We start from the raw sequence: 23601 nt of genomic DNA, 5'->3' as shown, positions 1-23601 counted from the left end.
GATCACCGCAAGGCCTGGGTCGTCGAGAAGCTCGCCGAGCTGACCACCATCTTCGCCATTCGCATCTGCGCCTATGGCATATTGAGCAACCACTTCCACCTGGTCGTGCGCATCGATAGCGGACAAGCCCGCGCCTGGAGCGATCGCGAGGTGGTCGAGCGCTACGGCCGGCTGTTTCGCCACCCGGCCCAGTCGTGGGGTCGGCTTTCTGCGGCACAGGCGGCCGATCGGGTTGCCCTCTGGCGGGCTCGGCTGGCCGACCTGAGCTGGTTCATGCGCTGCCTGAACGAGTCGATTGCGCGGCGCGCCAATCGGGAAGACGGCTGCACCGGACGCTTCTGGGAGGGCCGTTTCCGCAGCCAGGCGCTACTCGACGAGGCAGGGCTATTGACCTGCATGAGCTACGTCGACCTCAACCCCATCCGCGCCGGCATGGCCGCCAGCCTCGAAGAGTCCGACTTCACCTCGATCCAGCAGCGACTGCTCGATCTGGCTGGCGAGCCTGCCTCGACCGTGACGGCGACGGCTCACGGCGCCTGCGAGCGCACCACTGTCCGGCCGGAGTTGGTCCGGTTCGCTGAGCCTGGAAGAACGCCGGCCGAAGAGGCTCTGGCCGTGGACTTCGACTCCTACGTCGCGCTGCTCGAGGCCACCGGCAACGCGCTGCGTACCGGTAGACCGGACTCCGTGCTTCCCGAGGGCAGCGTGCGGACCCTCGAGCGGGTCGGCATCCGCAGCGAGCATTGGATCGAGACCATCGGCACCTACCGCCAACGCTTCTTCTCGATGATCGGCTGCGTGCATCGCATCGAGTTGCACTGCGCCCGCACCGACCGCGACCTGGCCAAAGGCACTCGCTGGGCCGCCCGGGTGTTTCGCAACTGCGCCTGAGCGACAGCTTCCACCGCTCCAGCTCCCCATTCCACCTTTCTCTCCGCACTTCCCAACGCACTGCGATCCGCTCCGTGCCCGCGCTGCAAGCCGTTCTCCTCGAGGTGGCTGCCGTCCGACCTGATCGAGTCGTCGGCTGTCAATGAACATGGGTGTCTTGTTCCGGCTTTTTTTCCGGCTTTTGTTCCGGCTTTGCTTCGACCGCCATGCCGGCCTGCCGCGGCGCCGCCCGGGTCTATATGACGCAACACACGCCGATCGGCCTTGACCCGACATGGCCACGTCGATATGTGCATTTGCATGCGCACAACAATGATCATCGATGACGACCTCATCGTGCAGGCCAAGAAGCGCGCGGCGGAAACCGGCGTCAGTCTGAGCGAGGTGGTGAACCGGGCCTTGCGGGATTCATTGTCCCGGCGCCACAGCACCGAATCGTTGCCTCCGTTCCGCATGGTGACATTCGGCAGGGGCCAGCCTCGGGTCGATCACGCCCCCGAGGCGCTCGCGCGAGTTATCGAGGACGAAGACGAAACGTCACTACGCGGGTCCTGACCATGCGCATGCCGGACGTGAACGTGCTCGTTTACGCGCACCGCGAGGACGAGGCTGCGCATGAGGTGGCACGGGCGTGGGTCGAGGCAACCGTGAACGGCAGTGAGCCGTTCGCCCTGTCCGGACTGGTTACTGTCGGCTTCGTGCGCATCGTCACCAATCCGCGCATCTACAACGAACCGACGCCGACGCCGGTGGCTCTTGCGGCAGTCGATGCCCTGCTCGCGCGCCCGAATTGTCGCCTGTGTCTCCCGGGTTCGCGCCACTGGCAGGTGGTCAGCCACCTCTGCCGCGATACACAAGCGGCCGGCAAGCTGGTGGCCGATGCGCAGCACGCGGCTGTGGCCATCGAGCACGGCTGCCAGTGGATATCGCGCGATCGCGACTTCGCGCGTTTCGAGTCTGCCGGCCTGCGCTGGAAGCGACTCGAGGCTTGAACCTCAGGTCGGGCGCTCCTCCTCCCATGTCTGCCGCTTCGGCGCGAGTTCGCTTTCCGAGCATGCTCGACAGGCTGATGACGGCTCGGCGGGAGCCTCGCCCTCCCCAAACGCGCTCGGAGATCGCGTTCCACCTCTGCCGGTTCCAAATCCCCGGGCGCGATCCGAACTCTTATCCGTCCCGGCCGTAGGCTTCGTCGAGCAGCTCGATCGGGTGCCGCACTTCGACCGCCATGCCGGCGCGCCGCAGGGCCGCCCGGATCTGCATGATGCAACCCAGACAGCGTGCGGGACACCCACCACATTGCGCTGGGATCGCCAGTCGTGAGGACGGCCTTTGACCTTCCGCCTGCAACGCGAATCGAATCGGGGCTGCGCCCGGACGTACCGAACGTGGGTGTCTCGCAAACGTATCTCGCAAACGTACCGAACGTGGGTGTCTCGCAAACGCAAACGTACAAACGGTCTTCTTGCAAACGTGGTTCCTGCAAACGTGGGTGTCCTGCAAACGTCCTGCTGCTGCTGCAAACGTGGGTGTCCTGCAAACGCTTGCTGTCCTGCAAACGCTGCAAACGTGTGGGTGTCTCGCAAACGCGTCGCAAACGCGCAAACGTTCCCTTGATCGATGAGCCCGGAAACGTATAGCTTGGCTCTAGAGACGGGCGCTTCAGATGACCGGCCAGCCGCAGCGACAATATACCCTCGACGACTATCACCGCATCGAGGAGACGTCACCGGTGCGCCACGAGTTCCATAGCGGCGAGATCTTCGCGATGGCCGGTGGTACGGTGGCTCACAACCACATCAGCGCGAATGTTCTTGCCCTGTTGCGCAGCTCCCTGGCGGCGACTGCGTGCAGCACGTTCGGAAACGACATGCGCTTGCAGACCCCGGCGGGGCTGCTCACCTACCCCGACGTGATGGTCATTTGCGGCGACATCGAGCTGGTGCCGGGACGCCAAGACGAGGTCACCAATCCCGTGCTCATCCTCGAGGTGCTTTCGGATGCCACACGCAACTATGACCGCGGGGAGAAGTTCGCGTTCTACAAGTCCATCCCCACCCTGCGCGAATACGTTCTGATCGAACAGCACCGAGCATGGGTCGAACAGCATCGACGCAGTGCCGAGGGTTGGGGCTCGTCGGTGTTCGCGTCGCTCGATCAAACCGTCTTTTTGGAATCGGTTTCGGTCGACATGGCCCTGACGGTCATCTATCGCAGGGTGCTCACGTAAGACCGCAGAGCCGGCTGTTCAACCTTTCTTCGCGGGCGCCGACAAGCACAGCGGCCGGGCGTTCATACCGGCTATCGGCGTGGATCCCCTCACCTGACCTCTCCCTGCGGGAGCGGGACCTGACTCCGCGGCGGGGTGCTGTTGCCGTGGTGCAGGGGGTGGATCTATCGGCCTATCGGCCCACGAGGAAGGGCGCGGCGAAACGCCGTGTACGCTCCCGATGCGCGTGCGGCAACGCGCAGGAACGCGCGCGGAGATCGCGTTCCACCACTGCCGTTCCAAATCCCCGGGTGCGATCCGAACTCCTTACCCGTCTCGGCCGTAAGCTTCGTCGAGCAGCTCGATCGGGTGCCGCACTTCGACCGCCATGCCAGCCCGCCGCAGCGCCGCCCGGATCTGTATGACGCAACCCACGTTCGCAGCCGCAACACATGCCACACCCGTCGCCCGCACCGACTCCGCCTTGCGCGCCCCCAACCGCCTCGCCATGTCCGGCTCCATCAGGCTGTAACTGCCGGCACTGCCGCAACAGACGTCACTGTCGGGCAACTCGACCAGCTCCACTCCCGGGATCGCCGCCAACAGCGCCCGCGGCGCCCCTCTCACTCCCTGCCCGTGCGCAAGATGGCAGGCGTCGTGGTACGCAACCCGCAATCCCACCCGTCCCAACGGCACCGCCAGCGGAACCTCGGCAAGAAACTCCGTCACGTCCCGCACTCGCGCACTGAAGGCTCGCGCCCGCGCCCCGTACAGCACGTCGTCCGCCAATAACTCGCCGTACTGCTTCAACATCGCACCGCATCCCGCGGCGTTCACGACCACCGCCCTCACATCCTCGGGAAACGCATCGATGTTCTGCCGCGCGCACGCCAGCGCCGCCCGACGATCGCCGGCGTGCAGACGCAACGCACCGCAACACACCTGCCCCCGCGGCGTCGCAACCGCGAAACCGTTGCGGGTCAGCACCCGCACCGTGGCCCGGTTGGTCTCCGCACCGAGCACCTGCCCCACACAGCCCGCCAGAAACGCAACCCGCCCCTTCACCGCGCCACGCGGCAACGTCTCCTCGGCCAGCGGCGACCAGTCGCCGAGCCGCGGCAGCAGGCCCGCGACCGCCACATGCCGCCGTAACACCGGCAGGACACCGGCGCGGTCGAGCCACCGCAGCGGCCATAACGCCAGACGCAGACGCGCCGGATGCGGAAACAAGGCGGTGACGATCCGCCGCCGCAAACGCTCTCTAAACGAACGGCGCCGCGCCGCCTCCACCGCAACCCGCGCTCCCTCGATAAGCTCCCCGTAACGCACCCCCGACGGGCAGGCGGTTTCGCACGCTCGACATCCGAGGCAGAGGTCGACGTGCCGCACGACGTCGGACGTCAGTTCCAACGTACCTTCCTGCACGCCGCGCATCAGATAGATGCGCCCGCGCGGCGAGTCCATTTCGGTGCCGAGCTCCATATAGGTCGGACACGCCTGCATGCAGAGACCGCAGTGGACACAGTCCAGAAATCGTTCCGGCGCGGCGATCCTGTGCATGCCTCACATCCGGTCGACGAAACGCCCCGGACTCAGTCGCCCGCCGGGATCCAGAGTTCGCTTGATACCGCGCATCAGCTCGACGCCGGGTATGCCCGCGCCCCAGGGATCGATTGCGGCACCCGACGCACTCGGTAACGTATCGAACACCAACCAGCCGCCGTGCCCGGCCGCCACCGCCCGCAGCCGCTCGGCGGTGGCCGCGAAGCTCTGCGGATCGGCCGGCGGCGCCAGCCAGCACAGCCGCACCACACCGCTGCCGACATGCACAACGAGCGCCGGCGATGTGGCCGACGACTCGACCGCATCGTCGATAAACTCTCCCAAACGCCTCGGCAACACACTCGCCGTTGCCCCACATACCGCCGCGGCCGGGAGATCGCGCACGGCGCCGTACGTGCGATCCGGATCGCCTTCGCTCACGACCACCGGCGGTTCCGCCAGCGTGTTCAGGCGCGCCATCTGAACCTCTATTTCCTTACTCGATCCCCCTAGGCCGACCGCGACGATCGGCTGCGCCGGCAACCCGGCGTGCGCCGCCGCGGCGGCGTTCAGCGCCTCGACGTAAAGCGGCGCTACCGGCGCATCGAGAACGCGTACCGCGAGCGCGACGGCGGCGGGCAGCGAAGCCGCGGTCAGCAGCAGCAACGCCCGCTGTGCCGGACGCGGCCGCACCTTGAACGATGCGCCGGCCACAACGCCCAACGTTCCATGCGATCCGCTGAACAATTTCATCAGATCGTAGCCGGCGACGTTCTTGACCACACGGCCACCCCCGCGCACCCGCGTTCCGTCGGCCAACACTACGGTGATACCGATGAGCAGGTCGCGCACCTTGCCCTGCGACAAACGCAGCGGCCCCGACGCGTCCGTCGCGACGACGGCTCCCACCGTCGCGGTGTCCGGACACGGCGGATCGAGCGGCAGCCACTGCCCCGCCGCCGCCAGTGCGCCGTTGAGATCGGCCAGCGTAATCCCGGCATCGACGGTAACGGTCATGTCGGCGTCGTCGTGCGCCTGCACACGGCACAGACGCCGCGTCGAGACGGCCACGTCGTAGCGGACCGGTGGATGCCCGACATCCAGCCGCGTGGCGCTCCCGGCGGGAATCACCGCGGCACCCGCCGCATGCGTCACGGCCATACAGCGTTCGAGGGCCTCGACGGTGTCGGGAAGCGCCACGCAGGCGGGAGTCAGCCCACCCGCGCCGTACGCACGCGCGGCATCGCCGACGAGAACCCCGTCCGTCCCGGCGGCGGCGCGCAGTCGTTCGACGAGATCGGCGGCCGTCATCTCGCGCTCAGATCGCCGCCTGTCGCCGCGGGCGCGTCGTCTCGACGCACACACCCGGTGTCGGGAACACCTTCCCCGGGTTGCAGCGGCCGTCGGGGTCGAAGACGCGCCGGAGCTGCTGCATCACCGACAGATCGGCCGGCGAGAACAACAGCGGCATCTGCGCGATCTTCTCGACGCCGATGCCGTGCTCGCCGGTGATGCTGCCGCCGAGCTCGACGCAGGCTTCGAGGATCTCGCGGCCGGCGTCGAGTACGCGTGCGACTTCGTCCTCGTTGCGCTCGTCGAAGAGCAGGATCGGGTGAATGTTGCCGTCGCCGGCGTGGAAGACGTTGCCGATGCGCAAGCGATAGCGTTGGCCGATCGCACTGATGCGCCGCAGGATTTCCGGGACCTTCGTGCGCGGCACGACGCCGTCCTGCGTGCAGTAGCTCGGCGCAAGCCGACCGACGGCGCCGAAGGCGCGCTTGCGGCTCTTCCATAACGCGGCGCGCTCCGCCTCGTCACGCGCCACGCGCACCTCGCGTGCGTGCTGCACCCGGCAGATCGCCGCGACCCGCTCGACGTGCTCGTCGAGTCCGGCCTCCAACCCGTCCAGCTCGACGATCAACACCGCCCCGGCATCCGTCGGGAAGCCGAATCGGAACGCCGCCTCCACCGCCTCGACGATGAGCCGATCCATCATCTCCAGTGCCGCCGGTACTATGCCGGCGCCGATGATCCCCGAGACCGTCGCCGTGGCGTCGTCGACCGACTCGAAGATGGCGAGCAGCGTCTTGCAGGCCTCGGGTTGACGCACGAGACGCAGGGTGGCGGAGGTGACGATGCCGAAGGTGCCCTCCGAGCCGACGACCAGGCCGGTCAGGTCGTAGCCGGGTACGTCCTCGACGGCCCCGCCGAGCTGCACAACGTCTCCGTTGGCGAGCACCAGCTCGACACCGAGTACGTGGTTGGTGGTAACGCCGTACTTGAGTGTGTGCGGACCGCCGGAGTTCTCGGCGACGTTGCCGCCGATCGTGCAGGCCATCTGGCTGGACGGGTCGGGGGCATAGAGCAGGCCGTTCGAGGTCACGGCGTTGCTGACGGCCAGATTGACGACGCCGGCCTCGACGACGGCGCGCCGATTGGCGATGTCCACGGCGAGAATTCGCCGCATGCGGCTGGTACCGATCGTCACCGGCGCCGCGACCGGCAGGCAGCCGCCGCTCAGGCCGGTGCCCGCGCCGCGCGGCACGAAGGCGATGCCGTCGCGGTGCAGCCGCCGCAGCACGCGCGACACCTCGCCGGTCGATGCGGGCAGGACAACGACCTCGGGCGCCGACTTCTCCAGGGTCCAGCCGTCGCACTCGTACACCCGCAGCTCGTTGGGGCGGGTAATGACAGCGTCGGCCCCGACGATGGCGCGAATGTCGTCGAGCAGTCCGGGGCTGAGCATCGTCGTTGTGTGGCGGCGGGCGGCGCGTGGCAGACCTCGGGTCTCTCGAACCCGCGGCGCACATTATGGTTGCAGACCCGGACAGGATCAAACCGGGGCCTGCTCTCCGGGCGCGGCCACGCCCACTGCATCGCCCGGCCCGGATTATTCGTGAACCTGACGCGACCCCTCGATACGGTCCCTGAAAAGACGGGTCCTACTCGGGGCGAACGGGTCGATCTCTTCCAGTGCAGGCGGTTTCCGTTCGTGCCGAGTAGCGCCGTTTTTTTCGGCGCGTATCGAGGCACGGGAGAGTTCATGAACAATCCGCGCTGGCCGGTTCGCACCGCATAGGCTCGCGCCGGCTTGCATCCGCTCCTTAGACGCAAGGTCGAGGAAGCGAGGTACGGATTGGACCGCCGTGCGACGCCGTCCGTTGACAGTGCCCGGTCGCGCCGATATGCGCTCTCGCGATGACCACCTCGCCTCCGTTGGAACCGCCCGCCCGCGTGCTGCTCGGGCCCGGTCCGAGCATGGTGCACCCGCGCGTGTTGCGCGCCATGAGCGTGCCGCTCGTCGGCCATCTCGACCCGGAGTTCCTGCGCATCATGGAAGAGACCAAGCGCTTGCTGCGCTTCCTGTTCCAGACGCGCAACGAGCTGACCATCCCGATCTCCGGCACCGGCAGCGCCGGCATGGAGGCGTGCTTCGTCAATCTCCTCGAGCCCGGCGACGAAGCGGTCGTGTGCGTCAATGGCGTGTTCGGCACCCGCATGGCGGACATCGTCGGTCGCTGCGGCGCGACCCTGGTACCGGTCGAGGCCCCGTGGGGCCGTATCGTCGAACCCGCCGACGTCGCCGCCGCTCTACAGCGCTGCCGCAAACCGAAACTCGTAGCCGTGGTGCACGCCGAAACGTCGACCGGCGTGTGTCAGCCGATCGAGGAGATCTCAAAACTCGCGCACGCCGCCGGCGCGCTGCTCGTCGTCGACACGGTGACGTCGCTTGCCGGCTGTCCAGTTGACGTCGACGGCTGGCAGATCGACGCCTGTTACAGCGGCACCCAGAAGTGCCTGAGCTGTCCGCCCGGCCTGTCCCCGATCACGTTCAGCGACCGCGCCGTAGCGGCGATCAGGGCGCGCTCGACGAAAGTGCAGAGCTGGTATCTCGATCTGACGATGATCGCGCAGTACTGGGGCGCCGAACGCGTCTACCACCACACCGCGCCCATCAACATGAACTACGCCCTGTACGAAGCCCTGCGGCTGATCGAAACCGAGGGCCTGGAGCGGCGCTGGGCACGCCACCAACGCAATCACCTGGCGCTGAAGGCCGGCCTGGCAGCGATCGGCCTGACAATCGCCGCGCAGGAACATCGCCAGCTCTGGACACTGAACAGCGTGCGCATCCCGGACGGCGTCGACGACGCGCGCGTACGCGGCACATTGCTGGCGGACTTCGGCATCGAGATCGGCGGCGGTCTGGGCCCGTTGAAAGGCAGGACCTGGCGCATCGGCCTCATGGGCGAGTCGAGCACCGCCGCCAGCGTCTTGCTGTTGCTGAGCGCACTCGAGCGCGTCCTGCCATCTTCGGGCTACACACTCGAAGCGGGCACGGCGGTCGCCGCCGCGCAGCGGGTGTTCGCGGGACAGTAACGGTCTGCGGACGGGGGCAACCACGGGGGGTTGCCCCTACGCCGGGGGGCATCGCTGGCGGGGCAACCACGGGGGGTTGCCCCTACGCCGCAGGGGGCACCCTTTCTTGACTTGCCCTACAGCGGGGCAGATAACGAACGCGTCATGGGTACATGCGGTGGGTGGGGCTGATGCGGTTCGTCGGCATCGTGTTGGGGATGGCGCTGGTGGCGGCCGCCGGCGCGCTCTGGTGGCTCAAGTTTGATCGGCGGGCACCGACGATCGCTCCGGTGGCGTTGAGCGACCACATCGGCAACCGCGCACCCATCGAGTTCGATGTAAGAACCGACGGACCCGGTCTCCGTGAAATCGCCGTGCGGCTCAATGCCGGCGGTTCCGCGTACGAACTATTCAGGGAAGCCTACCCGGCGACTTCCTGGCGCGGCAGCGAACTGGCCGAGAAGCGTATCCGCATCGAACCCGATCTGCTCGCGTTGCAGGCGCCGGAAGGCGCGGCAACCCTCGAAGTCAGCGTCGACACGTACGGCTGGGGCTTCGGCAGCAACGCCCCCGCGTTGTCCAAAACGGTCACGATCGATCGCACGCCGCCGCAAGTCGAGCTGCTGACCACGCAGCACAACAGCCGCCTCGGCGGCATGGAACTGGCCATCTTCCGGCAGTCGACGGACACCGCGAACAGCGGCGTCGAGGTCGGTCCGTACTTCTTTCCGGCCACGACCGGCTATTTCGCCGACCCGGCGGTTGCCGTGACGTTCTTTGCCGTGCCGCAGGATCTAGATGCGGACGTGCAGCCGGCGGTGGTGGCCCGCGACGCGGCCGGCAACCGGCGAGAGGTCGCTCTCCCGATTCTCGTCAAACCGCGCAAGTTCCCCGAACGCACCCTTGCCATCGACGATGCCTTCCTCGCCCGCAAGGTACCGGAGATCGAACGCAACAACGGCATCCCGCCGTCGACGGATCTCGTTCAGGGCTATCTCTTCATCAATGGCGAATTACGGCGCCGTAGCGAGGCGAAGATCAAGTCGTTGACCGCGAAGTCGGCGCCCGAACCTCTGTGGGATGGTGTCTTCTTGCGGCAGACCAACGCGGCGCCGCTCAGCGCGTTCGCCGATCGGCGAGCCTACGTCTACAAGAGCGAGACCATCGACCGGCAGACGCATCTGGGTTTCGACCTCGCCTCGTTGAAGAACAGCCCGGTCGACGCGGCGCAAAACGGCATGGTCGTGTTTGCCGGCGACCTCGGCATTTACGGCAACACGGTGATCGTCGATCATGGTCTCGGGGTGTTCACGCTGTACGCCCATTTGAGCACGATTGCGGTCAAGGCGGGGGACCGGGTGAGCAAGGGGCAGTCGCTCGGGCAGACCGGCGAGACCGGTCTGGCCGGCGGCGACCACCTGCACTACTCGACGCTGCTCTACGGCGTGCACGTCGATCCCATCGAGTGGTGGGACGAGCAGTGGATAAAGAAACACGTGTCCCCGAAACTGGCGCTGTTACCCCGCGCTCCGGCAGCGACGGCGCCGGCCGGGACGCCCACCGCCGCCGCCACGCCGGCGGCATAGTGCCATGGCGGACCGCGAGTCGGCGCTGCGGGCCGGGGAGCAGCGGCTACGGGAATGGGGCGTCGCACCCGACGCGGGTGTGGCGGCGTTGCAGGAGGTAGCCGGCCGCGACGCGGCGGCGGACCTGGCCATCGCGGCGCGTCTCGGCGCCCTGACGGAACCGGCAAGTGTCGAGGCTTTGCTGGCGCTGGAACGCAGTCGCGCGGATCGCCTGCTCCACAAGGAAGTGCGGCGCTCGCTGTATCGGCTGAGTCAACGTGGTGTCGCCGTGCCGGCGGCGGAGCCGCCCGTCCAGACCCCGCGACCGGCAATCGCCGCCCCGGCGATCGAGGGGTACCTGTCCCCGGTCGACGGCGCCGGCGATCAACTCGTCTGGTTGGTGCGCGCGGTGCCGGGGGGCATTCTGCACCTGTTCAGCGTCGTCAATGACCCCGAGGGTCTGCGCGACGTGGGCCTGACGGAGACCACTCGAAAGAGCTTGCGCGAGGCGCGCGACGAATTGCGCGCGCACCACGACCTGCGCATGGTCGAGGCCGACTGGCACTACTGCGACTTCGTCATCTGGCGGGGGCAGCGGTGGGTGCAGGAACGCGGCCATGCGCTGAGCGGCGACTACGCGGCGTTGCGCCGGCAGCTAACCACCCAACCGCCGCCCGCCGAGGCCGTGCCGCCGATCCGCCACCGTCTCGATGCCGATGCGGTGCGGGACGACGCGCGGGCGCTGATCGAGTCGCCGGCGTTGCTCGACGAACCGGAGCTGCGCACGTGGATACTCGGCCCCGACGTCATCGCGCCGTACCTCGCCGAGATGGACAGCGTGCGCGACAGCCCGCTGGTGCTGAACGAGTTGCAGCAGCGCGACCGTTTCGTCGCCATCGTCAAGCGCGCCACCGAGGAGCTGTTCGGAGGCGAGCGGCAGGCGAGTTGGGTGCGGCGTTTGGAAGAGATGGCGTACTTCTTCGATATGACCGGCCGTCCCGAACGCGCCCGCAGTGCCTACGCGGCCGCGCTGGCGCTCGCCGCCAGCACGCGCGGCGGAAGCGCCGTGCCGTTCTGCGAGGAGTTGGCGCAGATGTCGATTCTCGGCATGTGGCAGGCCGAGAACCGGCGCGCGGCCGAGGAGGCGCGCAGCTCCCTCGTGCTCACCCCGCAGCAAGCGGCAATGGAAGCGGAGCGCCGCCGCCGGGAACGGTAAGGCGGCGCCGCTAGCGTGCAGGGAGGACCGGTCATGTCGGAGACGCTGCGCACGCAGACCGAGGACGGCGTCCGTACGATCGTCCTGACGCGGGCGGCCGAGTACAACACGATCACGCCGCAGTTGGCGGCGGACCTGGGCGCTGCCATCGATGCCGCCGACGCCGACCCGGAGGTGCGCGTGCTGCTGCTGCGCGCGTAGGGACCCGCGTTTTGCGCCGGTTACGGGCTCGACTGGTCCACCGCCGCGCAAGCGAAGGAGGAGGGGCGCGAGCGCATCTGGGACTCCGCGGCCGACTATCAGATGATGTCGCGCTTCGTCGCGGTGTACCAGAAGCTCTGGTACTGCTCGAAGCCGTCGATCGCGGCAGTGCAGGGCTGGTGCATCTGCGGCGGTACCGACCTCGTGCTGTGGTCCGACCTGATCGTCGCCGCCGACAACGCCGTGTTCGGCTACCCGACGGCGCGTCTGTGGGGTGTGCCGACAACGCCGATGTGGATCTATCGGATCGGATTCGAGAAGGCGAAGCGTTACCTGTTCACGGGCGACGAGATCCCGGCGCAGGAAGCGGCGCGCATCGGCTTGATTCTCGAAACGGTTCCCGAGGAGCGGCTGCACTCGCACGCCTTCGGGCTGGCGCAGCGCATGGCGCGGTTGCCGTTGAACCAGTTGCAGATGATGAAGCTCTACGCGAACCAGACCGCCGAGAACATGGGCCTCCAGTCGGTGCGGACGCTGGCCATCCTGTTCGACGGCGTGGCACGCCACACGCAAGAAGGCCTCGACTTCGTCAAGCTCGCCGCCGAGCACGGGTTCCGCGCAGCCGTGGGCGAGCGGGACGCGCCCTTCGGCGACTACGGCGCCGGCCCGAGGTCGCGCCGCAGCAAGGCGTGATACAGCCGACGAACAGGCACCCCGCGAACTTCCGGCACCCGGACAGCCCTGGCCGGCGCCCCAGCGCGAGGGATTGGATGAATTCCCTGCTCGTCCGCAACGGCAACGTTCTCCTGCCCACGGGCTTCTTCCCCGCGACGGACGTACGCATCGTCGACGGGTACTTCGAGCGGATCGGTGCCGGGCTGGCGGCGAGCGGCGCCGCGGTCTTCGATGCGGCGGGGGCGTTGGTGGTACCCGGGTACGTGGACATTCACGTCCACGGCGCCGGCGGAGCGATGTTCGAAGCCGGCGACCCGGCAGCGGTAGCGGCGATCGCGGCGGCGCTGCCGCGTTACGGGGTGACGGCGTGTCTGGCGACGATTGCCACCCTGGCGCCGGCGCCGTTGCGGGCCGCCGTCGAAGCGGTCGCCGTGGCGGCCGATAAGGTCTCCGGGGCGCGTATCCTTGGCATCCACCTCGAAGGTCCCTACCTCAATCGACGCTGCGCCGGAGCCCAGGACGCCGGCGAGATGCGTCCGGCGTCAATCGAGGAGATCGACGCTTTGCAGGATCTGTCCGGCGGGCGTATTCGCCTGATTACTCTCGCACCCGAACTCCCCGGCGCGGCGGCATTCGTAGCCGCGGCACGCGCACGCGGCATCGCGGTGTCCCTGGGTCACTCCGATGCGACGGCGGCGGAAGTGGCGGCCGCGATGGCGGCGGGTGCCACTCATGTCACCCACCTGTTCAACGGTATGCGCGGGTTGCACCACCGCGAACCGGGCATTGTCGGTGTCGCCCTGACGGAGGACGGTCTCTCGGTCGAACTTGTCTGCGACGGGCACCATGTCGCGCCGCGTCTGGTGGACCTGGCGTTTCGCTGCAAACCGCCGGGCAGGGTGATCCTCGTCAGCGACGCTGTAGGCGCGCTGGGCATGCCTGAGGGCGCGTACGAGATGTTCGGTGCGCGCTGTGTGGTCGCGGGCGGCACCGTGCGTCTCGGCGCCGGCGGACCGCTCGCCGGGAGCTGCCTCGGTCTCGACGAGGCCGTCCGCAATGTGCGTCGCTGGTTGCCGGGCTTGTCGCCGGCGCAAGTACTGACGGCGGCGTCGACGGCGCCGGCCCGCGTGATCGACGAAGTCGACGCCGGCGCGATTGCGGAAGGGCGCACCGCGGATATCGCGGTGCTGGATGCAGGGTTCGAGGTCGTGGCCACGGTATGCCGCGGTCGGCTGACATGGCCGCCCCCGCCGGACGGCGCCTTCACACGATACTGAGCCACGAAGGGGCTCAGATCCTAAATCCTCTTCGAGATGTAAGCGGCGGGTCGTTACCCGGTCGGAACGCGAAGAAATCTTCAGGACATGGAGCGGCAGTGCCTTCCCGTTCGTCCCGAGTAGCGCCTTCTCGATGACCCGATCGCCCTGAGTAGCCGATGTCTTCTCAATCGGCGTATCGAAGGGCTCTGGCGCGTATCGAGGGACAGGCTCGGCAGGGGCGAACGGGCTGGTTGTTCGCTTTGGGTTGCGAGCGGCAGCCCGCGCCAGGACCGCCTCGACCGCAAAGAATCAAGCCCGTCGACTCCGCCGCCGCCCGTACGTCACGAAACACCTCCCACCGCAAAGCTGCCGACTGCCCGTCGCCACGGCCGCGATCCGCCCCGTGCCGTGTGGCGGCAACGCGACGGCCGGCTTCAGGCTGTCATACGATTGACGCCCGGGTGCGGCTCGGCCGCTCGCCGTGGCGATCCCGTAGCCTGCAACGGGCTGGCATGGCAGATGCTCGGTTAAGGACCGTGTCCTGCGCCCCGGAATCCGGCGACCGCACGACCACCGAGACGGGTCCGACGCGGTGTTCCGATCCCGATGCGGGGGAACGCCCGCGGCGATACTCCGGATCGACCCGAGTGTCGGCGGTGCTCAATTGGTTCATCGTCGCCGGCGACGACGACGAACACGAGTTCGAGCGCCGCGGCCGCGTGCTCGTGCTCGCCAGCTTCGCAATCGCGTTCTTTGCCCTCTATTTTCTGGCGGTGACCTACGCGATGCAGGGGATGAGCCCTACCGCGTGGGCCTTTCTGGTCGGCTCTCCGTTGCTCGTCGCCAACCCCTTCCTGTTGCGCCGCACCCGTTCGATCGAGTTCACCGGCACGCTTTTCTGTCTGGAGCTGACGTTTTTCCTCGCCTTCATGGCGTACCACAACGGCGGCTTCGAGGCGGCGTCGCTGCTGTGGAACCCGATCATCCCGCTGCTGGCCACCTTCCTGGTTGGCTGGCGCCTGGGTGCGACTTGCGCGGCGATCGTTGTCGTGGAGGGAATCGTGTTCTTCGCCCTCGATCAGGCGCACTACCCGTTCCCCGAGCCGCTGACGGTCGAGCAGAATCGTTGGTTCCAGATGGCGGGCTCGACCGGGGTCATCCTGTTCATCGCACTCCTGGCATTCTTTCACGACGGATCGCGACGCTGGGCGCTCGGACTGGCTCAGCGGCGGTTGGACCAGTTGCGGGAGACTAACGCCGAGCTGGTCGCGGCGCGAGATCAGGCCCTGGAGGCGACCCGGCTGAAGTCTGAGTTCGTTGCCAACATGAGTCACGAGATCCGCACGCCGATGAACGCGGTCATCGGTATGACGGGCCTGCTCCTCGACACCGAGCTCTCCCCACTCCAGCGCGAGTACGCCGAGACGGTCCGCAACGGCGGCGAAACCCTGCTGGTGATCATCAACGACATTCTGGACTTCAGCAAGATCGAAGCGGGCAAGCTCGAACTCGAACGCCAGCCGTTCGAGCTGCGTCCCTGCGTCGAGCAGGCGCTCGACCTGATGGCCGGCGCCACGGCCGCCAAGGGACTGGAACTCGTCCACTTCATCGCCGACACCACGCCGGCAGCACTGATCGGCGATGCCACGCGCATTCGGCAGATCCTCGTCAACCTGCTCAGCAACGCGGTGAAGTTTACCGCCACGGGCGAAGTGGTCGTCCGCGTCGACGCCGAAGCCCTGGCCGGCAAGCATCATCGAGTCCATGTCGCCGTGCAGGACACGGGCATCGGCATCCCGCGGGACCGGATGGAAAGGTTGTTCCGGTCGTTCAGTCAGGTCGATGGCTCGATCAGCCGGCGGTTCGGCGGCACGGGGCTGGGCCTGGCAATCAGCAAGCAGCTCAGCGAGCTCATGGGCGGTACGATGTGGGTCGAGAGCGAGGAAGGTATCGGCTCGACGTTTCATTTCACCGTAGTCGCCGAGGCCGCCGCGATCGTGCCCCGCGTCGGTTGGCGCGCGGCGGAACAACTCCTCGCCGGGCGGCGCCTGCTCGTCGTCGACGACAATGAAACCAATCGCCGGTTGCTGACGCAGCAGGCGCGCGCATGGGGGATGCGGCCGTTGGCCGCCGCCTCGGGACCGGAGGCGCTCGATTGGATCCGGGACGGCGAGGAGTTCGACGTCGGGTTGCTCGACGTGCAAATGCCGGGGATGGACGGGCTGACATTGGCGGCGGAGATCCGCACCCTGCGCGACGCCGCCTCTCTCCCGCTGGTGATGCTGAGCTCGGTCGGCGAACAGGCCGCCATGATGCGTCAGGGCAACGGCGCGCCGCCCCCCGAGGTCGCCGCCTTCCTGAGCAAACCGGTGAAACCGTCGGTCCTCCACGACGCGCTGTCCGGTATCTTCGATCGCTCCGACGCGAAGTCCGCGCCAGCGCCAGCGCCACCGCCGGTCGATCCCGAGTTGGCACCGCTGGCGCCCCTGCGCATCCTGGTCGCCGAGGACAACGTGGTGAACCAGAAGGTCGCGCTCAGCATCCTGAGCCGCCTCGGCTACCGAGCGGACGTCGCCGCTAACGGCCTGGAGGCGATCGAGGCGGTACGCCGCCAACCGTACGACGTGGTTTTCATGGACGTGCAGATGCCGGAGTTGGACGGCCTCGAGGCAACGCGCCGCATCGTGCGGCGCCACGCGCCAAACGCGCGCCCGTACATCATCGCCATGACCGCCGATGCCATGCAGGGCGATCGCGAGCGCTGCCTCGATGCCGGCATGGACGACTACATTGCCAAACCGGTCCGCACTGAAGATCTGCGCGCAGCGCTGGAACGGTGCCGGGAGCGGCCGCTCTCAGCCGAGGTCACGGCCGCGCCAGCGGCGTGAGTCGCTTCGGGGAGCCAACCAGGCACCGGCCGCACGACAGCCGCCGCCACGGACTCGGGTCCCGCCGAAAGTGGCGCGGCGAGCGCGCGGAGCGGAGCGCGCGCGGAGCGCACGTTCCACCTCCGGGTCAACTGCCGTGTCCGGTCAGAGCGGTCCCGGCTGGAGACCGCCTCGGGATGCAGCCGACTCTTGGCTCTTGCCCGCTGCCGCCAATTTGGTACCTAGAGGGGCGCCATGGGAGGGGCCCCGGTGACCACGCAGCATGCTCCGTATCGGTTTCCCGCGATTTACTTCGAGGCGACGCGTCTGTGCAATTTGCAGTGCCAGGCGTGCATGACCGGCAGCAACGACGCGGAACGAGTCCGCCGCAGTCGGCGCAGCGAGCTAACCTACGACGAGATCCGCGACCTCGTGCTGCGACCGGCGAAGAAGGTCGGCGCCAAGGCCATCGGCTGGAGCGGCGGCGAGTTCCTGTTGCGCAAGGACGCCCTTGACCTCATGCGGCTGACCGTCGACCTCGGTTACCAGTGCAAGCTCTGCACGAACGGCGAACTGGTCACCCGCGAGCGCCTGCAAGCCATCAAGGAAGCCACCTACGGTCATGTCACCCTTGCCCTCGGACTCAACTCCATCGACGACCACAACGCCGAGACGCGCCATGCGGGTCCTGACCGTACCATCGAGGTGCTGGAGTTGTGCGACGAACTCGACATCGACCGGCACGTCATCGTGACCATCGGCAAGCACAACGCCGACAGCTTCGAGCGCACCATCGACTACCTGGTCAAACGGCGCATCTCGTACAACCGTTCGCCCCTGGTTGCCCGCGGCTCGGGTCACGAGTACTTCGTGTCCCACGGCTTCGATCGCGAAGATCTCGAACGCAAGTTCCATCCCGCACTGCGCCGCCACGTCAACGGATACGTCAGCTACACCCCGTTCTTTCTCTCGCCCGAACTGCATGCCGAGGTCTCGGGCGGCGTGCGCAACGGCACCGTACCGCACAACCCGCCGATCGGCTGCTGGGTGGGCACCTGGCTGACCATCAATGCGGAAGGCGACGTCTCCGCCTGTCCGGTGCTGCTCGACGTCGTGTCGGCGGGTAACGTTCGCGACCGGCCGTTGGATCGGATCGTCAACGAAAGCGAGTTGTTCGCCAATCTACTCGACCGCCGCCGGTTGAAGGGCAAGTGCGGCAACTGCCGCTACCAGTTCACCTGCGGCGGCTGCCGGGCGATGGCGTACTTCCACACCGGCGACGTCATGGAGAGCGACCCCACTTGTTTCTTCGATCCCGTCGATCGCAGCACGGTCAGCCCCCATGAAGAGCAAACCAACCGCTTCTTCAAGAAGTACCTGATGGTGGCGCGCTACGTCGGGCTGTACGAACGGCCGGCCAAACCCGCCGTCGAAGTCGAATCGTCCGGCCCGACTACTTCACCGCCGCCCCCGGAGCCACCGGCCGCTCGGGTGTGACCACGGCAAGCCTGCCCTCGCCGTCCGATGCGGCGAGCAACATGCCCTGACTCTGCACTCCCCGCAGGCTCGCGGGCTCGAGGTTGGCGACGACCACGATCTGCTTGCCGACCAGCGCCTGTGGCTCGTAGTGCGCGCGAATACCGGCGACGAGCTGGCGCCGTTCGGTGCCGAGGTCGATCTGCAACACCAGCAACCGGTCCGCGTTCGGGTGCGGTTCGGCGGCGGTGATCGTGGCGATACGCAAGTCGAGCTTGCGGAAGTCGTCGATGGTGAGCATGGCGCAGTTTCTAGGGTCGGGGGCGCGCGCAGTCAACGCAACCCGGGCGGGTGTGGCCCGGGCCGCTTATCTGCGCTAGACGACGGATTTGCATACCCACGGGCGACGGTACGGTTGCGCGGCGCACGGCGGCGCGTGCCCGGTCGGTTCGCCCCACTCGGAGGACGACATGTCAAACGTGGTGCGCAAGAGGTCCTGGCGCCGTCGTTTCGCGCTCGGCGGTCTGCTCGTCGGGTTACTGCAATCGGCCGGCCCGACTCACGCGCAGGAGGAACCGCCGCCGGCCGCCCCGCCGCCGCCGGCTACGGCTACACCGGCGATCGACGCGACCTTCAAGAGGGTCGCACCGCGAACCGCCGTTACCGGCTTCCTCGAAGCGTGCTGGGCCGGCGATTACGTTCGCGCCACGGAGTACCTCGATCTGCGTCGCGTGGCGGCGGTCGAACGCGAGACCGAAGGCCAGCGGCTCGCCCGACAGATGTGTCACGTCCTGGATCGGGCTCTCTGGGTCGACCCGGAGCAACTCAGCGACGACCCCGCCGGCGCGCGCGATGACGGGTTGAGCGCGAGGCGGGACCTCGTTGGAACGATTCAGACGGCGAAGGCTCCCGTAACGGTCGAAATCGAGCGCGTACCGGGCGAGAACGGCGCGGCGATCTGGAAGCTGTCGCAGGCGACCGTCGCCAAGATCCCGGGTTTGTACGACGAGTTCGGTTACGGCCCCGTCGGCGAGCGCCTCCCCGCGTGGATGGTCGAAAAGCGCCTGTGGCGCGTCCCGGTCTGGGAATGGATCGGCTTGCTGGTGCTGATGGTGACCGTGACCGTGCTCGCCCTCGTGCTGTCGCAGTTGTTGCACGTCATCGTCAAGGCGATCGTCGCGCGCACCGAAACGCGCAAAGACGACCGCGTGTGGGAGGTCGTCCGCGGCCCGGTCCGCCTCCTCGTGGGGGTGGCGCTCTTCCGCATGGGCACCGCGCTACTGGCGTTTTCCTTCTCCGCCCAACGCGTGATCACGGCGATTACCGACCTGCTGCTGCTGGCGGCGTTCACCTGGGTACTGGTGCGGGTGGTCGATGTCGCCGCGCACATGGCCGAAGAACGCTACGTGGGCCCTCGCAAGCACATCGCCTCGTTGATTCCGCTCGTGCGCCGAACGTCGAAGGGCTTCGTCGTGGTCATGGCCGTTCTCGCCGTACTGCAGAACATCGGGTACGACGTCAGCAGTCTGATTGCCGGTCTGGGAATCGGTGGTCTGGCGGTGGCTCTGGCGGCCCAGAAGACCGTCGAGCACGTCTTCGGCAGCGTCACCATCATCACCGACCAACCGGTGCGCGTCGGCGATTTCTGCCGCTTCGGCTCGTGGTCGGGCACCGTGGAGGAGGTTGGCCTGCGCTCCACCCGCGTGCGCACGCTCGACCGCACCGTGGTGTCGGTACCCAACGCGCAGTTCTCTTCGCTGGAGATCGAAAACTTCAGCCAGCGCGATCGCATCCGTTTGATCGCCACGATCGGGTTGCGGTACGAGACGTCGCCGGACCAGCTCCGCTTTGTGCTCGTCGAAATCAAGCGCCTGCTGCTTGCGCACCCCAAGCTCGACCCGCAGCCGGCGCGCGTTCGTTTCGTCGGTTTCGGCCCGCACTCGCTCGACATCGAGATCTTCGCCTACGTGCTGACCACCGACTTCGACGAATTCCTCGCCATTCGCGAGGATATCTATCTGCGCATCATGGAAGTCGTGAGTACCGGCGGATCCGGTTTCGCCTTCCCGTCGCAGACCGTGTACTGGCAACGCGATGGCGGCCTGGATCGGGCGCGCGCGGAGGCCGCCGAACGCCAGGTCGAGGCCTGGCGCGCGGCGGAAGCCCTCTGGTTACCGACGGTGCCGGTCGGAGAGGCGACGGCCGCGCGCGGCAGCATAGAGTACCCGCCGGCGGGTTCGGCGGCTCGTAAACGAGTGTGAAGCGCGTGGGGGTTGGGGGCTCGACCTCGATATCGCAGGGCCTCAGACTTCCGTGCCCGGTTACCGTCGATCACGCCGCCGCTTCCGCAACCGAGGGCGGGGGCGTCGGGATTGAAGCCTGCGTCTGGCTCGCGGCGAGCCAGCGCCGCAGGCACTCGTCGAGGTCGGCGAGTCTGACCGGCTTCGAAAGGTAATCGTCCATGCCGGCCGCGATGCAGATGTCGCGATCGCCCTGCATGGCGCTGGCAGTCAGCGCGACGATAGGGATGCAGCGGTCGGTACCCTGCCGGCGCCTGATCTCCGCGGTGGCCTGGAAGCCGTCCATCTCCGGCATGTGGCAGTCCATCAGGACCAGCGCATACGAGATCCGGCCGATCGCCTCCACGGCTTCGATACCATTGGCTACCACGTCGGCGCGGTAGCCGAGCTTTTCCAGCATGCGGACCGTTAGTTTCTGATTAACGGCGTTGTCTTCGGCAACCAGAATGCGCGAACTCAGGAGGGCCTCGGTGGTGGTGCCGATGGGGTCCGATCGCTCGCCCCGCGTCGGGCGGCTGTGCGCCTGTGGGCGCTGCGCATTTGCCGGCGGTTCGAACGGCACCGTGAACCAGAACGTACTTCCTTTGCCGACGACGCTGTCGACCCCAACGCTACCGCCCATCAATTCGGCGAGTCGGCGCGATATCGCCAGCCCGAGCCCGGTGCCGCCGTATTTCCGGGTCGTCGACGCATCCGCCTGGGAGAACGACTGGAACAGCCGCTGCTGAGCTTCCGGGGAAATGCCGATGCCGGTGTCGCGGACCGTGAAGCGAATGGCGACCCCGGCAGCCGGCCGTGGCGTGTCGCCGGCCGGCGGCGGCTGGTCGTCCTTCGTCGCTGGCCGTTCACGGTCGGATGCCGCGGGATTGACACCGACTTCCACGGATACGGAGCCGCTATTGGTGAACTTCACGGCGTTGCCGATGAGGTTGAGCAGGATCTGCCGCACACGGCCGGGGTCGCCGCGAACCAGCGCCGGAATGCCTTGTGCGGCACTGGCACTCAAGCGCAGGCCCTTGCCGCGCGCCTGTCCGGCGAGCAGGTCGATGACGTCGTCGACGGTCGATCGCAGGTCGAAGTCGACGTGCTCCAGTTCGATGCGGCCGGCCTCGATCTTGGAGAAGTCGAGGATGTCGTTGACGATGGTCAGGAGGGCCTCGGCGGAGTCGCGCACGGTCTCCGCGTACTCGTGCTGTTCGGAGTTCATTTCCGTGTCCAGTAACAGGCCGGCCATGCCGATGATGCCGTTCATGGGCGTCCGCAACTCGTGGCTCATCGTGGCCAGGAAATCGCCCTTGGCGCGGCTGGCGGCCTCGGCCGCTTCCTTGGCGCGCTGCATTTCGGCTTCGGCGGCCTTGCGTTGGCCGATGTCTTCGACCTGCACGATGAAGTGCATGGGAACCTCGTTGGCGTCGCGCACCAGCGACACGCTGCGCAGGACCCAGACCGGCTCGCCGGCGTTGTCGATATAGCGCTCCTCCATTCGGCAGTGGGCAATCTCGCCGGCCAGCATCTGCTGCTGCTGCAACCGATCCTGATCGATGTCGTCGCGGTGGGTAATCTGGTTAACGCTTTTGCCGAGCAGCTCGTCGGGGGCATAACCGAGGAGAGAACAGAGCGACCGGTTTACTTGGAGGAACTTGCCGGTCGGCGACAGGAGGGCCACGCCGATCGGTGCGTTGTCGAAGGCGCTGCGAAAGCGTTCTTCACTATCGCGGAGGCGCGCCTCGGCGGCGACCGCGCGCTCCTTTTCCTCGCGGGCCCGTGCATATTCCTCGTTCAGGTGGGGCAGACGCTGCGCAACTCGCTGCAGGCTGGCGATGGTGCCGTTGACGCTGCGGTGAAAGGCGAACAGCGTATATACGAGCAGCAGGGCGGTGCCGCCGAGGGCCAATCCCATGAGCCAGTGATTGAGCGCTACCGTTCGCTGTCGAGCCGCAAGCGCACCGTCGGCGAGAACCGCGGGAGCGTCCCGAAGGCGAACCGCAGCCTCGACGGCTTTGGCGGCTACCGCGTGGGTGTTAGCGGGGGACAGGTCGCCGCTCTTGAGCACCTGCTGTTCGACGACGTCGAGGAACTGGTGGGCGGCGATGAAGAAGTCGAGCACGAGGGCGCCGATCTGATCGCGCAGGACCGGCCTCTCCTGGAACAATCCCTGGGCATTGCGGTCGAATCGGTCGGCCGCCGAGCGGATGGAGGCGGTCAGGCGAACGAGGCGCGCTCTTTCGTCGGCCCCGAGCGCGCCGCGAGCGCGGGCTCCCGCAAGCACCGCCTGAGCGTCCCCGATCTGGCTGGGGGCACGGCCGATCGCGGCCAGGAGCATCTCCACCCCCTGTGCGGTCTGCAGAACGCCGGCCTCGGCCAACGCCGGGGCATCGCGCAAATAGGCCAGGAGGGCAGCCGCCTGCTTGTCCACCGCCGTTGCGGCTCCTTTGCCTCGCACCGGTACAGATTCTTGTCCGCGGCGACCGGTACCGGCGGGCGGCACATCGGCCTGCGCGGTCTTCCAGGCACGAACAATGGCCTGCCATTTCGGCGCCGTGCCCAGCCTCTCGTTCGCCCGCGCATCCAGCGCCCCGATCGTGGCCATCAGGCGGTCGATCTCTCGCTGCTCGGCGGCAATCGCGTCGAGCACAGGTCCATCCCCGCTTCGACGCAGAGCGAGGAGGGTTTCGTAGTGGTCGAGTCTACCGACCAGCACCACGAGCGCGCGGCTGTACTCGTTGGCGAGACGTTCGCTGTCGACCCGGGAGGCGGTACGCGCCAGCTCGCTGGCGACCAGGGACCAACACGTGACGACGGCCCCGACACACAGCAGGGCGACGAGTGCAAGGCGTTGCGGAGTTCGCAACCGCCCAAGCACGGCGTCGGCCGGAGCGAATAGTGAATCGACGACGCCACGGCCGGACGTCCGAAGCGCCCGCCGGGACTCCGCAGGATTGCGGGCCGGCAATACCTCGAATGCCATCCCAACCCCCCGATCGAGCGCCCCGGCGTCTGCCATCTGGACTCGTCCTACCCGCATAAGCAGAATACATGCCAGT

The 23601-nt window shown here is 67.5% G+C and carries 17 protein-coding genes and 1 pseudogene; 13 read left to right on the top strand and 5 right to left on the bottom strand.

All coding sequences use genetic code 11. From position 1 onward, the window contains the following. The 4 genes from L6Q96_11470 to L6Q96_11455 form a co-directional block, all read left to right on the top strand. On the top strand, positions 1-891 hold an 891-nt coding region (locus tag L6Q96_11470; GenBank protein MCK6555178.1), incomplete at its 5' end, for a transposase. 300 nt (positions 892-1191) lie between these two features. Next, entirely contained in the window at positions 1192-1446 is a 255-nt protein-coding gene (locus L6Q96_11465; protein ID MCK6555177.1) for a type II toxin-antitoxin system VapB family antitoxin, read from the top strand. 2 nt (positions 1447-1448) lie between these two features. After that, entirely contained in the window at positions 1449-1883 is a 435-nt protein-coding gene (locus L6Q96_11460; protein MCK6555176.1) for a type II toxin-antitoxin system VapC family toxin, read from the top strand. A gap of 671 nt (positions 1884-2554) precedes the next feature. Next, positions 2555-3118 carry a Uma2 family endonuclease gene (locus L6Q96_11455; GenBank protein MCK6555175.1) on the top strand — a complete coding sequence of 188 codons (564 nt, stop codon included), beginning with the start codon at positions 2555-2557 and terminating at the stop codon, positions 3116-3118. 306 nt (positions 3119-3424) lie between these two features. Here the strand turns inward: L6Q96_11455 and L6Q96_11450 are convergent, their stop codons facing one another. Genes L6Q96_11450 through L6Q96_11440 form a run of 3 tightly spaced genes read right to left on the bottom strand, consistent with a single transcriptional unit; the run spans position 3425 to position 7385 of the window. After that, positions 3425-4657 (bottom strand): 4Fe-4S dicluster domain-containing protein, encoded by a 1233-nt coding sequence (locus L6Q96_11450; GenBank protein ID MCK6555174.1) that lies wholly within the window; start codon positions 4655-4657, stop codon positions 3425-3427. Positions 4658-4660: 3 nt separating this feature from the next. Next, a complete protein-coding gene (locus L6Q96_11445; protein ID MCK6555173.1) occupies positions 4661-5950 on the bottom strand; it encodes an FAD-binding oxidoreductase in 1290 nt (429 codons plus the stop codon). 7 nt (positions 5951-5957) lie between these two features. Continuing rightward, a complete protein-coding gene (locus L6Q96_11440) occupies positions 5958-7385 on the bottom strand; it encodes an FAD-binding protein (protein ID MCK6555172.1) in 1428 nt (475 codons plus the stop codon). Positions 7386-7837: 452 nt separating this feature from the next. On the opposite strand from L6Q96_11440, the gene L6Q96_11435 reads away from it, so the two are divergent. The 8 genes and pseudogenes from L6Q96_11435 to L6Q96_11400 all read left to right on the top strand — a co-directional run bounded on the left by L6Q96_11435 (position 7838) and on the right by L6Q96_11400 (position 18278). Next, the gene (locus L6Q96_11435) at positions 7838-9019 is read left to right on the top strand and encodes an alanine--glyoxylate aminotransferase family protein (GenBank protein MCK6555171.1); all 1182 of its coding nucleotides are present in this window, start codon (positions 7838-7840) and stop codon (positions 9017-9019) included. 170 nt (positions 9020-9189) lie between these two features. Then, a complete protein-coding gene (locus L6Q96_11430; GenBank protein ID MCK6555170.1) occupies positions 9190-10584 on the top strand; it encodes a peptidoglycan DD-metalloendopeptidase family protein in 1395 nt (464 codons plus the stop codon). Between the two features lie 4 nt (positions 10585-10588). After that, on the top strand, positions 10589-11779 hold the full coding sequence (locus tag L6Q96_11425) for a hypothetical protein (protein ID MCK6555169.1): 1191 nt from the start codon (positions 10589-10591) through the stop codon (positions 11777-11779). A 33-nt stretch (positions 11780-11812) separates the two neighbouring features. Next, positions 11813-11980, top strand: coding sequence for a hypothetical protein (locus tag L6Q96_11420; protein ID MCK6555168.1), 168 nt, complete (start codon positions 11813-11815; stop codon positions 11978-11980). A 66-nt stretch (positions 11981-12046) separates the two neighbouring features. Further along, positions 12047-12673 (top strand): annotated as a pseudogene (locus tag L6Q96_11415) (enoyl-CoA hydratase-related protein). A gap of 77 nt (positions 12674-12750) precedes the next feature. Beyond that, positions 12751-13932, top strand: coding sequence for an N-acetylglucosamine-6-phosphate deacetylase (nagA, locus tag L6Q96_11410; protein ID MCK6555167.1), 1182 nt, complete (start codon positions 12751-12753; stop codon positions 13930-13932). A 494-nt stretch (positions 13933-14426) separates the two neighbouring features. Then, positions 14427-16802, top strand: coding sequence for a response regulator (locus L6Q96_11405; protein ID MCK6555166.1), 2376 nt, complete (start codon positions 14427-14429; stop codon positions 16800-16802). 249 nt (positions 16803-17051) lie between these two features. Beyond that, positions 17052-18278, top strand: coding sequence for a radical SAM protein (locus tag L6Q96_11400; protein ID MCK6555165.1), 1227 nt, complete (start codon positions 17052-17054; stop codon positions 18276-18278). On the opposite strand, the gene metG is transcribed toward L6Q96_11400, so the two are convergent. Then, a complete protein-coding gene (metG, locus tag L6Q96_11395) occupies positions 18235-18558 on the bottom strand; it encodes a methionine--tRNA ligase subunit beta (protein MCK6555164.1) in 324 nt (107 codons plus the stop codon). The genes L6Q96_11400 and metG overlap by 44 nt on opposite strands. A 169-nt stretch (positions 18559-18727) precedes the next feature. Between metG and L6Q96_11390 the strand changes: the two genes are divergently transcribed. Continuing rightward, the gene (locus L6Q96_11390) at positions 18728-20518 is read left to right on the top strand and encodes a mechanosensitive ion channel family protein (protein ID MCK6555163.1); all 1791 of its coding nucleotides are present in this window, start codon (positions 18728-18730) and stop codon (positions 20516-20518) included. Between the two features lie 70 nt (positions 20519-20588). Here the strand turns inward: L6Q96_11390 and L6Q96_11385 are convergent, their stop codons facing one another. Continuing rightward, positions 20589-23561 (bottom strand): ATP-binding protein, encoded by a 2973-nt coding sequence (locus tag L6Q96_11385; GenBank protein ID MCK6555162.1) that lies wholly within the window; start codon positions 23559-23561, stop codon positions 20589-20591. Positions 23562-23601 lie beyond the last annotated feature (40 nt).

This window comes from Candidatus Binatia bacterium (genome assembly GCA_023150935.1).
Taxonomy (GTDB): domain Bacteria; phylum Desulfobacterota; class Binatia; order HRBIN30; family HRBIN30; genus JAKLJW01.
The sequence above is the reverse complement of the archived record's forward strand: the minus strand, read 5'-3'. Positions and strand labels throughout refer to the sequence as shown.